The sequence below is a fragment of the Microcosmobacter mediterraneus genome, from assembly GCF_031846265.1.
Lineage (GTDB): Bacteria > Bacteroidota > Bacteroidia > Flavobacteriales > Flavobacteriaceae > Microcosmobacter > Microcosmobacter mediterraneus.
In genome coordinates this window covers 101,012-113,435 of record NZ_JAVRIA010000007.1, presented here as the reverse complement: position 1 = coordinate 113,435, position 12,424 = coordinate 101,012, and the positions used below count along the sequence as shown (strand labels likewise).

Genomic DNA, 12,424 nt, shown 5'->3' with positions numbered 1-12,424 from the left:
CGGATGATTAAATAATAAAAAAAACGACCTAATTTAATTAAGTCGTTTTTTTGATGGTTATATTATAGATTATTATGCTTTAATAACACCTCTAGAAATCACAATTTTCTGAATCTCAGAAGTACCTTCATAAATTTGTGTGATTTTAGCATCACGCATTAAACGCTCAACATGATATTCTTTTACAAAACCATTTCCACCATGTATTTGAACAGCTTCAACCGTTTGCTCCATGGCTACTTTACTAGCATAAAGTTTTGCCATAGCACTAGACATATCATAGTTATTACCTTGGTCTTTATCCCAAGCTGCTTTCATAACTAGCATTCGTGCGGCTTCAATTTCAGTATACATATCTGCTAACTTAAAAGCAATAGCTTGGTGATTACATATTTGAGTCCCAAAGGCTTTACGTTCCTTTGAATATTTTAAAGCTAATTCATAAGCTCCAGAAGCAATACCAAGTGCCTGCGCTGCAATTCCAATTCTTCCGCCTGATAGTGTTTTCATAGCGAATTTAAAACCAAAACCATCCTCACCAATTCTATTTTCTTTCGGCACCTTCACATCATTAAATTGTAAAGTGTGAGTGTCACTACCTCTAATACCTAGCTTATCTTCTTTAGGTCCTATGTCAAAACCTGGCATTCCTTTTTCAACAATAAAAGCATTTATTCCTCTGTGACCTTTTTCTCTGTCAGTTTGGGCAATAACTAAATAGACATCAGAACGTCCACCGTTAGTTATCCAGTTCTTTGTTCCATTTAAAAGATAATGATCACCTTTGTCTATCGCTGTTGTAGCTTGAGATGTAGCATCACTTCCTGCTTCTGGTTCACTTAAACAAAACGCACCAATCCATTCTCCTGAAGACAACTTAGTTAAATATTTTTGCTTCTGATCTTCAGTTCCGAAAGCTTCTAAACCGTAACAAACTAGCGAGTTATTAACTGAAACCATAACCGAAGCAGAAGCATCTATTTTGGATAATTCTTCCATGATAAGAACATATGAAATAGCATCCATCCCACTTCCTCCATATTTTGGATCAACCATGATGCCCATAAATCCTAGTTCTCCCATCTTTTTAACTAATTCATCAGGGAAGGATTGCTTATCATCACGTTCAATAACTCCAGGTAGTAGCTCAGTTTTTGCAAAGTCTCTAGCTGCATCTCTAATCATTAAATGTTCTTCGGTAAGTGTAAAATCCATTAGTTGTAATAAATTATTGATTCTTTAAAAAAGTGATGCAAAGATAGGTCATTATTAGCGTTTTTTCAATATGAATACTTAATTTTACTAATATGATAACTAATGAGTATAATGTTATTGGTGTTATGTCTGGTACGTCTTTAGATGGAATAGACTTAGCCTATATAACCTTCACCATAATAAATGATAAATGGCATTTTAAAATTCATAATACTGAAACAATTTCATATTCAGACTACTGGTTTAACAAACTTAGTAAGCTTACTAATATATCTGATAATGAGTTAATTAAAATAGATGAATCGTATACGGAACTATTGGCTAATGCAATTCAAAATTTTATTGATATAAATGTAATAGAAACCCTTGATTTAGTTTCTTCTCATGGTCATACAGCACTACATAAACCTGAAGACGGTATTTCAGTCCAAATTGGAAATAGAAAAATGATTTCAAATTATATAAAAACGACAGTCGTTTGCGATTTTAGAATACAGGATGTAAAGCTTGGAGGTCAAGGTGCTCCATTAGTTCCGATTGGTGATCGTATTTTGTTTTCAGATTATGAGTATTGTCTTAACCTAGGCGGATTTGCAAATATTTCAACTGAAGCTAATGTTGGCAGAGTAGCTTATGACATTTGTCCTGTAAATATTGTCTTAAACTATTATGTTAGAAAAATAGGACTCGATTTTGATGATAAAGGACAATTAGCTTCAGAAGGAACAATTAATAAATTGTTATTAGATAAATTAAATCAAATAAAATTTTACAGTCGAAAACCACCAAAATCTTTAGGTTTAGAATGGGTAGAAGACAAAATATTTCCGTTGATTAATGCTTTTAATTTAGAAATTAAAGATGTGCTAAGAACGTTTGTAGAACATGTTGCATACCAAATATCTAAGGCCATTGAAGATAATTCTAAGGTATTTATTACTGGAGGAGGCGTATTTAATGATTTTTTAATTGCACGTTTAAAATCAATGTCGAGGTCATATATTATTATACCAGATAATGATATTATTGAATACAAAGAAGCCTTAATCTTTGGCTTATTAGGTGTGTTAAAGTTACGAGGTGAAGTCAATTGTCTTAAAAGCGTTACAGGAGCAATTAAAGATCATAGTTCAGGTGTCATTTACAATATTTAAAAATATTGTAAATTTAACTTTAGCCTCTTTTAGTTTTTTATATTTGTTATAATCTCAAAACCAACTAAACTTAATGAAAGAATTACTTACCAAGTATGAAAATAAAGAACCCGAAATTGTATTTAATTGGAAAGATCCAGAAACTGATGCAGAAGGTTGGACAGTAATAAATTCTTTAAGAGGAGGAGCAGCAGGAGGCGGCACAAGAATGCGAAAAGGGCTTGATATGAATGAGGTTTTATCGCTAGCTAAAACCATGGAAGTAAAATTCACAGTATCTGGTCCTGCAATTGGAGGCGCAAAGTCTGGTATTAATTTTGATCCAAAAGATCCAAGGAAGAAAGATGTTTTAGAGCGTTGGTATAAAGCAGTGTCTCCACTTCTAAAGAGTTACTATGGAACAGGTGGCGATTTGAATGTAGATGAGATTCACGAAGTTATTCCTATAACAGAAGAAAGTGGTGTATGGCATCCACAAGAAGGTGTTTTTACAGGTCATTTTAAGCCATCAGAAGCCGATAAAATAAATCGAATAGGTCAACTTAGACAAGGTGTTATTAAGGTAATTGAGAACCCAGATTATTCGCCAGATGTTAAACGAAAATATACTGTAGCCGATATGATTACAGGTTTTGGCGTGGCTGAAGCTGTAAAACACTATTATGAAATTTATAATGGTTCTGTAAAAGGGAAACGTGCAGTAATACAAGGTTTTGGTAATGTTGGAGCAGCTGCAGCGTTTTACTTAGCTCAAATGGGAGCTAAAGTTGTAGGAATTATTGATATAGTCGGTGGTCTTATCAAAGAAGAAGGATTTACTTTTGAAGAAATAAGAGAATTATATCTTAATAAATCTGGCAATAATTTAGTGTCAGATAATCTTATTCCTTTTCATGAGATAAATGAAAAAATATGGTCGTTAGAAACTGAGATTTTTGCACCATGTGCAGCCTCTCGTTTAATAACGCAATCACAGATTGACAGAATGATTGATACTGGATTAGAAGTGATATCCTGTGGGGCGAATGTACCATTTGCAGACAAAGAAATCTTCTTTGGATCAATTATGGAACATACAGATCAGAAAGTGAGTTTAATTCCGGATTTTATATCCAATTGTGGTATGGCTAGAGTATTTGCTTACTTTATGGAGCAACGTGTTCAAATGACTGACGACGCGATTTTTGAAGATACATCCAAGATTATTAAAGAAGCCATTAAAAAAGTTCACAATAAAAACTCATCATTAACTAAAATAAGTAAAACTGCTTTTGAAATTGCTCTAAAGCAACTTATCTAAATAAACTATTTATGGAAACCGTAATTATTCTTGTATTTGTTTTTGGGTATTTAGCCATAACATTAGAACACAGCATTAAAATAGATAAACTTATTCCTGCATTAGTAATGATGGCTATAAGTTGGGCTCTTATCTCTTTAGGAATTGATAGTTTTCCGCAATGGTTTGATTCTGCCAAGCATAGTCTTTTAGAGGGTTTTGGCCTTTTAGAGCACGAAGAAAAGATGCATTTAATGGAGGGAACTTTATTGCATCATCTGGGTAAAACAGCAGAGATTTTAGTGTTTCTTCTAGGTGCTATGACCATTGTAGAGATTATAGACTATTTTGATGGTTTCTCTACTATTAAAGGTTTTATTAAAACTAATAGTAAGAAAAGGATTTTATGGATTTTCTGTATTCTAGCATTTATTTTATCTGCTATCATTGATAACTTAACAGCTACTATTGTATTAATCTCTATACTTCAAAAAATAGTAAAAGAACGCGATGTTAGAATATGGTATGCAGGTTTAATTATCATTGCTGCTAACGCTGGTGGTGCTTGGTCACCTATAGGAGATGTAACAACTACAATGTTATGGATTGGTAACAAAGTAACAACGACTAATTTATTTCTGTACCTATTTATTCCGTCATTATTATGTATGCTAATTCCAACATTTATCGCTTCTTTTATGCCAGCATTTAAGGGTAAATTAGAAAAAGTTGAAGACGATTCTGATAAACCAAAAAGTAAATTTAGCTCAACAATGTTATATCTAGGACTTGGAGGAATTGTTTCTGTGCCAATTTTTAAGACCGTAACACATTTACCACCTTATGTTGGTATGATGTTAGCTTTAGGTGTCGTAGCTATTTTTGCAGAAATTTATAGTAATTCTAAATTTGCAATTTCGGATATAGGTGGTACCGAGCATAATGATCACGCAAGTCACAGCCCTGTTCATCATTCACTATCAAAAATAGAGTTACCAAGTATATTATTTTTCTTAGGTATTTTAATGGCAGTTGCTGCTTTAGAGTCCTTGGGTATTCTGTATGGTTTTGCAAATTCTTTGAAAGAAACAACACCAATGTTATCTACAGAACCAATAGGTGCTGGTGTGTCAGATTTGGTAGTTATATTACTAGGAATTGGCTCTGCGGTAATTGATAATGTGCCTTTAGTAGCAGCGAGCTTAGGCATGTTTTCAGAGCCTTTAGACGATCAATTATGGCACTTTATTGCATTTTCAGCTGGAACAGGAGGAAGTATGCTTATCATAGGTTCAGCAGCTGGAGTGGTAGCTATGGGAATGGAAAAAATAGATTTCTTTTGGTATTTAAAGAAAATTTCTTGGTTAGCTCTCATAGGATTTCTTGCAGGTTCTGCTGCATTTATGTTAATGCGAGTAATTTTATAAAAAATACTTTATCAAAAAATGCTACGTTATTAGAGTAGCTTAAAATTAATTTTAACCCAATTAATATGATGTTATTTAGTACTATTCAGGATGATACTGAATTGCTAACTGATGGAGAATCAGTTGAAAAAACACTATCTATTATTGAACTTATTAGTAGTGGAGGAACTGCTGGTATGATTATTATAGCTATTTTATTCATACTATTAGTCGTTGCTATTTATATCTATTTTGAACGCTTATTTGCAATTAAAGCGGCTTCTAAAGTAGATGCAAATTTCATGAATCAAATTAAAGATCATGTCAGTAACGGTAAAATTGATTCTGCTCTAATGCTTTGTGTTCAAGTAAATTCACCTGTGTCTAGACTTATTAATAAAGGTATTACTCGTATAGGAAAACCTTTAGAAGATATTAACACAGCTATAGAAAATGCTGGGCGTTTAGAAATTTATGGCTTAGAAAAAAACGTAAGTATTCTAGCAACGATTTCAGGTGCAGCACCAATGATAGGATTCTTAGGTACTGTAATTGGTATGATTTTAGCAATATTTGAATTAGCAAATGCAGGAGGTACTATAGAAATGGACACGCTTGCTAGTGGTTTATATACAGCAATGACTACAACAGTTGCTGGATTAATTGTTGGTATAGTAGGTTACATTGCATACAATCACTTAGTAGTAAAAACAAATAAAGTGGTTTATCAAATGGAAGCAAACTCCGTTGAGTTTTTAGATCATTTAAATGAGCCTAGTTAATGAATATTAGAGGAAGAAATAAAGTAACACCAGAATTCAATATGTCATCTATGACTGATATTGTATTCTTGCTTTTGATTTTTTTTATGATTGCTTCTACATTGGTAACAACTAATGCTATCGATATAGTTTTACCTAAGGCAAGTGGAAAAACTGAAAATAAAAAGTCTGTAGCTGTAAGTATTAAAAAAGACTTAACCTATTACATAGACCAAAAACGTGTTGGAGTAAGTGTTTTAGAAAGTCAATTATTAGAAATGTTAGCAGGTCAAGATAAACCTACTATTGTACTCAGGGCAGAAAAATCGGTACCAGTAGAAAATGTAGTTAAAGTGATGGATATTGCTAATAGAAATAAGTTTAAAGTTATATTGGCTGTTAAGCCAGGTAAATAATGGGATATTTTAAAACCATACACGAAAAAAATTCAGCAAAAATTACAGGATTAATAACTGTAATATTATTGTTATTGCTTTTTGTGGTTGGTATGCAATACTTAGATCCGCCAGAAGAATATGGCGTTGCTGTAAATTTTGGTACTACAGATTTTGGAAATGGTAATAAGCCAATGGCTCAACCTGTTAAATCAGAAGTTAAAGACGTTACTGAAAAAATAGAGCCGCAAGAAGAGGTTCAACCCGAAAAATCATCAACTGTATCTGAAGAACTAGTTACCCAACAGACAGAAGAATCTATTGCTATAAAAAAGCAAAAGGAAGCTGAAGCAAAAGCTAAGGCTGAACAAGAGCGCATTGAAAGAGAGAAGAAAGAAGCAGAAGAGAAAAAGAAAAAAGAAGAACAAGACAAAAAGGATAAATTAGACAATCTTATTGGAGGTGTTAAAAATTCCACATCTAATGATCAAGGTGGAGAAGGGTCTGATAATGAATCAGGTAATAAAGGTGAATTAGATGGAGATCCTTATGCGCCAAGTTATTTTGGTGGCTCAGGACCAGGAAAAGGTGGCGTTGGATATGGCTTAAATGGTAGAGGAAGACCAACTAAAAAGATCTTTGAACAAGATTGTAATGAATTTGGGCTAGTGGTAGTAAGAATAGAAGTTAATAATCAAGGCAAGGTTATAAGTGCCGAACCTGGAGTAAGAGGTACTACAAATACACATCCATGTTTATTGGCTCCTGCAAAAAAGATAGCATTATCTCACAAATGGCCAGCAGATTCTAAAGCTCCTGCAAGGCAAATAGGCTTTGTAAGTATTAATTTTGATGTTGGTCAATAGATGACATATAAGGATACTGTAGAATGGATGTTTCAGCAGTTGCCTATGTATCAAAATTTAGGTAAAACAGCCTACAAAAAAGATCTAAGCAATACAATTCTACTTTCTAATTATCTTAAAAAGCCAGAGAATAAATTTAAATCTGTACACGTGGCTGGAACCAACGGCAAGGGTTCTGTTAGTCATATGTTAGCTTCTGTTTTGCAAGAAGTTGGCTATAAAGTAGGTCTTTATACTTCACCTCATTTAAAAGATTTTAGAGAACGTATTAAAATTAATGGCAAAGAAATTAGCAAGCACTTTGTTATTGGTTTTATAAAAAAACATAAGCAATTTTTTATAGAGAATAAACTGTCTTTTTTTGAAATGACAGTTGGTCTAGCCTTTGATTATTTTGCTAAACAACATGTAGATATAGCTATAATCGAAGTTGGAATGGGAGGACGATTAGATTCTACTAATATAATTACACCAGAAGTTTCTGTAATAACAAATATAGGTTTAGATCATACACAATTTTTAGGAAATACTTTACCTGAAATTGCCGCTGAAAAAGCAGGGATAATAAAACAAAAAATCCCTATTATTATTAGTGAAACTCAAAATGAGACTAGTAATGTTTTTATTAAAACAGCAAAACTAAAGAATTCAAAAATTAAATTTGCAGATCAGTTAACTCAAGAAAATTATGCAACTGATTTAAAAGGTAATTATCAGCAAAAAAATATTAAAGCTGTCATTGCAGCTATAAAAATACTAAGTAATAAAACTTTTAAGATTTCCAATAATGCTATAAAAAATGGTCTTTTAAAAGTTGTAGAGAATACAAATTTAAAAGGTCGTTGGCAAGTAATACAGCAAAACCCCAAAATAATCTGCGATACTGCACACAATAAAGAAGGTTTAACCTATGTTATTGAACAATTACTGAAAGAAGAATTTAATAAACTTCATATTGTTTTTGGCACTGTGAAGGAAAAAGATTTGAATTTAATTATGCCTTTATTACCTAAGGAAGCCGATTATTATTTATCAAAACCCAATGTTGCTAGAGGTTTAGATATAGATGAATTATCGTCTGTATTTAAAAGTAATAATTATAATTTTAAGCCTTACAAAACAGTAATTAATGCATTTAATATTGCCAAGAAAAATGCTAAGGATAATGACCTTATTTTTGTTGGTGGAAGTACCTTTGTTGTTGCAGAAATAATCTAATATTTTTATTAGAAAAGTTTTTGAGGTATCAAAAACTAATTTATATTTGCAATCCAATTGAAGGGCGCGTAGCTCAGTTGGTTCAGAGCACTTGGTTTACACCCAAGGGGTCAGGGGTTCGAATCCCTTCGCGCCCACAAAAAGCTTCTCATTTCTGAGGAGCTTTTTTTATGGGAAATACTAATAGCATTAAAAGATATAATACAAGTCTTAGTTATTTGCTTTTTTTATCTTTAAGCAATGATAATTGCCCTTTTTCTTCAAGATCAACCATTGAACCCTGTTTTTAGAATAATTTTTATTTCTATAATTATTGGAGGCTTAGGTTTAATTGTGCTAAGTAGACTCTTTATTTACGTTGAGCAAATGTATGCTCTTAAGAATAGAAAGCCATTATTTAGAAGTTTCGTTTTATTTAAACGACTATTAAACGATAATAATAGAGTTTTACTAACTCAGAACTTCACATTTTACAAAAGACTTTCTCAATCTCAAAAGAAGTTGTTTGAACATCGTTTAGTTAAATTTATTGATAATAAAAACTTTATTGGTAGAGAAAGCTTAATAATAACAGATGAGATGAAAATATTAATCGGAGCTACTGGTGTAATGCTAACTTTTGGGTTTAGAGATTATTTAATATCTATTATTTCTAAGATTATTATTTATCCAGATAGTTTCCATTCTAATATAAATAATCAACTACATAATGGAGAATTTAATCCTCAATTTGGTGCTTTGGTTTTGTCTTGGAAACATTTTAGAGAGGGTTATGATGTAAGTAATGATAATCTTAATCTAGGAATTCATGAATTTACTCATGCTATTCATTTCAATAGTATCTATAATTCTAGTATTAACTCTATAATTTTTAATAAAAGTTATAATGAGTTAAAACTATATTTAGATAGTAACAAAGAGCTTAAATCGCGCTTAATTAAGTCAAGATATTTTAGAGAATACGCATTTACCAACCAGTTTGAATTTGCAGCAGTAATCGTAGAAACCTTTATCGAAACACCTCAGCTATTTAAGCTGCAATTTCCTGTTCTATTTAACAAAGTAAGGCAAATGCTAAATTTTAAAGAAGCTCTAGTTTTAGGTTTATAGTTTATAAACCGCTTCAAAAAAGTATTGAAAGTGATTGGATAGGAAAATTTTATCATCTCTATCAAAAGCAAATTTTGTTAATCCTTTAAGAGCAATTCCCCAGTGATCATCGAACCATACATAAAAATCCAAGCCTAAATTAGCACTTGTATTTAGTCCTTGATCTTCAATGTTAAAAACGCCTATACCACCAGAAAGTGCTAAATCAAACCAATACGCATTTCTATAAAATAATTGCTCGTCAAAATACCATTTTACTTTAGTATTGGTAGAAAAAAAAGAAATATCTTCAGTAATTAAGGCATTATCAATAACAGAACCTTCAGCAAACTTATTAAAACTAAAGGATTGTTCTATTGAGAAATATTCGGTCCATACATGTTCAACACTTAAAGCTATAGGATTACTAAAAGCCCATTCATCAGGACTATTAAATGGCGATAATTTTCCTGTGCTATTTATTGTATTTATTCCCAAACCAAATGTCCAAGAATCTCTATCTCTTTGCCCAAAGGATAAAAATGAAACAAGTAATAATAATAAGGTTAGTTTTTTCATGGGTGCAAAATAATATTAATCAAAGGTAAACTATGCTGAATAATATAGCAAAAAAAATAAAAGGCAATATTTATAGCTTATGACTTCTAAAACAACGTTTTATTAAATCTTTTCTGTAACTGTTATTGAAGATGAAGTATTCCATTCGTTTTAAAAGAATAAGTATGTATTTCCATGAATTTAATGTAATCATCCATAAACATTGTACCCAACTATGTCTTAAACGTATCAGTAGCCCCTTGTTTTCATAGGTTTTTCTTCCTAACATAGGCCAAAAATCTTTAAAGAATAAAGTGCCAATTTCAAAATAGTTTTCTATAATGTCATCAAAAAGAAAATGATCAATAGCTTCAAAGTTCTTAGATAAAATTACAGTATCATAATAAGACCTTAGATTTGGATTTTTATAATAAAAGCCCTTATCATTAATCTGATAATTGTAAATATTGTGACGTAAATGATAATTTTGCTTCGGAATATAACTATGTTGCATTATTATTTTGTCAATTAATAATCTTTTAGTTTTAATGTATTTCTCTTCACTATTATTGAATAATGAGGTGTGTATTTCTACAGCAGCAATTTTATTTCCTGAAATTAATCTTGGTAAATGTTTTGTGTTAAAATATGTAGAATTTAAAGTAGGTTCAACAGTTAGATAATTATGATTTAATAGAATGTTTTGAGCATTTTCAACATCTGATGAACTTACAAGAATATCTATATCACCAATCATACGCTCTGCTTGGTCAACATAATAATTTCCCAAAAGCATTGCTGTACCTTTTAAAAATACATAATCAATAGAGTTGGCATTAAACATTTTCGCAATAGCTTTAGCCTCTTCGAGTATTGCAAAATTTCTATTTCTGTTGATTTCAGTTAATTCTTCAAGGTATTCTATTAGATCATTAGGTAAGAGGTTTAAGAGTTGTTTATGCTTTAATCGGCAATATATTGCAGGAAGTATTAAGTGCTGGCTAGCAATCTTTACAAACCTATCCCAATTCATTTTTGGATTTTCTAATTCGGTAATTAATCTATTTCTATCTTCAGTAAAACTCAAGATATCAGAAATTGTAAAGATTATATGTCGTTTAGAAGACATCTATTTATCTATGATTTCTTGGCAAAGTAAATCTGAAATACCTTCAGCGTTACTATAGGTTAAACGATAACAGTTAATCGTTTCTAACCAGTTTAAAAAGTTTAGTGCACTTTCTGACTCATGTGCAATCCAAGATTCAGGAATGAGAACTTCCAAAACATATTTAATATTTAAAGCATCAAGCCTAGTAGGTACGTTTTTCTTGTAATTAACCAAAAGTATTGTATTACAAAGAGGTGATTTTTTATAGTCCATTTCTAAAGGTGGAATGTATCTAATATACCCTTTTTTAGGATTAAGATTAACTTTTGGCAATTGCATCAGATTGTTGTAAAAACTATTAAGCGATGTAAGACTTCCTTCTTTTATGGATATTGCAGAAGGATAAGCTTTAATGGACAGGTCTAATTTATTCATGTAACTTACATCATCGGAGACCAGTTTGAACCCATTTTTTTGGAGTATTGCACTCAAAGTACTTTTACCGCTACCAGAAGATCCTATAAGCATTATAGCCTTGTCACTTTTAGATACTGTTGTAGCATGAAAACACCCAAGGTAATCAGACTCCTTTGTTTTATAGAGTATATTCATAATTAACTGTGAAAACTTACCTTGAAGTTTGTGATAGTCTTTAGCTAGACATCTAAAAACACTTGTTTCATTTTCAGCTAGAACAAGTTCATGCTTTTCTTGATAAATATGTATGTTAGTATCACAGGTGCTATAGTTAGCCTCTGCTAAATAAGATAAGGAAGGGTGGATTAGTTGTTTTACTTTTTCAGAGGAATAGTGTAATGCAATTTTAGTGTTCCAGATATTGTAGCTTTCTGAATATTCCTTGGATAAAGCTTTAAATGGTATATCCTTTAAGTTGTCAGTAAAATCCTCAACGTTTTGGTCTTTGAGAAGTATATCAATATCCTTAAATAATGACCGACTCTGTGTATGGGAGTAACCAAATTTTTGAATATTTGAGATAAAAGATATTTTGTCTTTAGAAAAGATATATAGATCCAGAAGCTTATGAAGTTCTTCGTTTAATACAATATAACTGTTAGATTTTTCAAACCAAACAATAACTGAATCTCCAATCTTTTTTGTATGCTTTGGAGATAAATGATGCTTCAATGTATTCTATACTTTTTAATCAAACGGATTTCCACCTGGATCTGGAGGTGAAGAACTTTGAGCTTTCGCAGGATTTAAAATAAGAAAGGTTCCTGCAGCTGTAAGTGCTGCATATTTCCCCATCTTTTTTATGGCCTCTTTGCGAGTTATTTGGTTTTTTTTGGAGCTGTTGTTCATAGTTTTTCTGTCACTAAGAAAGTTCAAAAATAGTAAATTATTTCTT

General features: G+C 31.4%; 13 protein-coding genes and 1 tRNA gene. 9 read left to right on the top strand and 5 right to left on the bottom strand.

From position 1 onward, the window contains the following. Positions 1-72 precede the first annotated feature (72 nt). On the bottom strand, positions 73-1,215 hold the full coding sequence (locus RM697_RS12125) for an acyl-CoA dehydrogenase (protein ID WP_311428166.1): 1,143 nt from the start codon (positions 1,213-1,215) through the stop codon (positions 73-75). A gap of 92 nt (positions 1,216-1,307) precedes the next feature. On the opposite strand from RM697_RS12125, the gene RM697_RS12120 reads away from it, so the two are divergent. The 9 genes from RM697_RS12120 to RM697_RS12080 all read left to right on the top strand — a co-directional run bounded on the left by RM697_RS12120 (position 1,308) and on the right by RM697_RS12080 (position 9,404). Next, positions 1,308-2,369, top strand: coding sequence for an anhydro-N-acetylmuramic acid kinase (locus tag RM697_RS12120; RefSeq protein WP_311428165.1), 1,062 nt, complete (start codon positions 1,308-1,310; stop codon positions 2,367-2,369). A gap of 73 nt (positions 2,370-2,442) precedes the next feature. Continuing rightward, entirely contained in the window at positions 2,443-3,669 is a 1,227-nt protein-coding gene (locus RM697_RS12115) for a Glu/Leu/Phe/Val dehydrogenase dimerization domain-containing protein (protein WP_311428164.1), read from the top strand. Positions 3,670-3,680: 11 nt separating this feature from the next. After that, positions 3,681-5,075: a sodium:proton antiporter NhaD gene (gene nhaD, locus RM697_RS12110; RefSeq protein WP_311428163.1), complete on the top strand. Its 1,395-nt coding sequence runs from the start codon at positions 3,681-3,683 to the stop codon at positions 5,073-5,075. Positions 5,076-5,140: 65 nt separating this feature from the next. Then, on the top strand, positions 5,141-5,836 hold the full coding sequence (locus RM697_RS12105; protein WP_311428162.1) for a MotA/TolQ/ExbB proton channel family protein: 696 nt from the start codon (positions 5,141-5,143) through the stop codon (positions 5,834-5,836). Continuing rightward, positions 5,836-6,231, top strand: a complete 396-nt coding sequence (locus RM697_RS12100) for an ExbD/TolR family protein (protein WP_311428161.1) — start codon at positions 5,836-5,838, stop codon at positions 6,229-6,231. Before RM697_RS12105 ends, RM697_RS12100 begins: the two co-directional genes overlap by 1 nt. Then, positions 6,231-7,076 (top strand): energy transducer TonB, encoded by an 846-nt coding sequence (locus RM697_RS12095; RefSeq protein ID WP_311428160.1) that lies wholly within the window; start codon positions 6,231-6,233, stop codon positions 7,074-7,076. Before RM697_RS12100 ends, RM697_RS12095 begins: the two co-directional genes overlap by 1 nt. After that, on the top strand, positions 7,077-8,294 hold the full coding sequence (locus RM697_RS12090) for a bifunctional folylpolyglutamate synthase/dihydrofolate synthase (RefSeq protein WP_311428159.1): 1,218 nt from the start codon (positions 7,077-7,079) through the stop codon (positions 8,292-8,294). Between the two features lie 62 nt (positions 8,295-8,356). Beyond that, a tRNA-Val gene (locus RM697_RS12085) sits at positions 8,357-8,431 on the top strand. A 103-nt stretch (positions 8,432-8,534) separates the two neighbouring features. After that, the gene (locus RM697_RS12080) at positions 8,535-9,404 is read left to right on the top strand and encodes a zinc-dependent peptidase (RefSeq protein WP_311428158.1); all 870 of its coding nucleotides are present in this window, start codon (positions 8,535-8,537) and stop codon (positions 9,402-9,404) included. Here the strand turns inward: RM697_RS12080 and RM697_RS12075 are convergent. The 4 genes from RM697_RS12075 to RM697_RS12060 form a co-directional block, all read right to left on the bottom strand. Continuing rightward, the gene (locus RM697_RS12075) at positions 9,399-9,962 is read right to left on the bottom strand and encodes a hypothetical protein (RefSeq protein WP_311428157.1); all 564 of its coding nucleotides are present in this window, start codon (positions 9,960-9,962) and stop codon (positions 9,399-9,401) included. The genes RM697_RS12080 and RM697_RS12075 overlap by 6 nt on opposite strands. A 70-nt stretch (positions 9,963-10,032) precedes the next feature. Then, positions 10,033-11,070, bottom strand: a complete 1,038-nt coding sequence (locus RM697_RS12070) for a nucleotidyltransferase family protein (protein ID WP_311428156.1) — start codon at positions 11,068-11,070, stop codon at positions 10,033-10,035. Next, complete coding sequence (locus RM697_RS12065) at positions 11,071-12,201, bottom strand: hypothetical protein (RefSeq protein WP_311428155.1); 1,131 nt, start codon at positions 12,199-12,201, stop codon at positions 11,071-11,073. A 15-nt stretch (positions 12,202-12,216) separates the two neighbouring features. Then, positions 12,217-12,378 (bottom strand): hypothetical protein, encoded by a 162-nt coding sequence (locus tag RM697_RS12060; protein ID WP_311428154.1) that lies wholly within the window; start codon positions 12,376-12,378, stop codon positions 12,217-12,219. Positions 12,379-12,424: the final 46 nt, after the last annotated feature.

Excerpts from the sequence above, each read along its gene's own strand:
- RM697_RS12075 (WP_311428157.1), bottom strand. The coding sequence starts at position 9,962 with ATGAAAAAACTAACCTTATTATTATTACTTGTTTCATTTTTATCCTTT.
- RM697_RS12060 (WP_311428154.1), bottom strand. The coding sequence starts at position 12,378 with ATGAACAACAGCTCCAAAAAAAACCAAATAACTCGCAAAGAGGCCATA.
- RM697_RS12105 (WP_311428162.1), top strand. The coding sequence starts at position 5,141 with ATGATGTTATTTAGTACTATTCAGGATGATACTGAATTGCTAACTGAT.
- RM697_RS12095 (WP_311428160.1), top strand. The coding sequence starts at position 6,231 with ATGGGATATTTTAAAACCATACACGAAAAAAATTCAGCAAAAATTACA.
- RM697_RS12070 (WP_311428156.1), bottom strand. The coding sequence starts at position 11,070 with ATGTCTTCTAAACGACATATAATCTTTACAATTTCTGATATCTTGAGT.
- RM697_RS12115 (WP_311428164.1), top strand. The coding sequence starts at position 2,443 with ATGAAAGAATTACTTACCAAGTATGAAAATAAAGAACCCGAAATTGTA.
- RM697_RS12090 (WP_311428159.1), top strand. The coding sequence starts at position 7,077 with ATGACATATAAGGATACTGTAGAATGGATGTTTCAGCAGTTGCCTATG.
- RM697_RS12100 (WP_311428161.1), top strand. The coding sequence starts at position 5,836 with ATGAATATTAGAGGAAGAAATAAAGTAACACCAGAATTCAATATGTCA.
- RM697_RS12125 (WP_311428166.1), bottom strand. The coding sequence starts at position 1,215 with ATGGATTTTACACTTACCGAAGAACATTTAATGATTAGAGATGCAGCT.
- nhaD (WP_311428163.1), top strand. The coding sequence starts at position 3,681 with ATGGAAACCGTAATTATTCTTGTATTTGTTTTTGGGTATTTAGCCATA.
- RM697_RS12120 (WP_311428165.1), top strand. The coding sequence starts at position 1,308 with ATGATAACTAATGAGTATAATGTTATTGGTGTTATGTCTGGTACGTCT.
- RM697_RS12080 (WP_311428158.1), top strand. The coding sequence starts at position 8,535 with ATGATAATTGCCCTTTTTCTTCAAGATCAACCATTGAACCCTGTTTTT.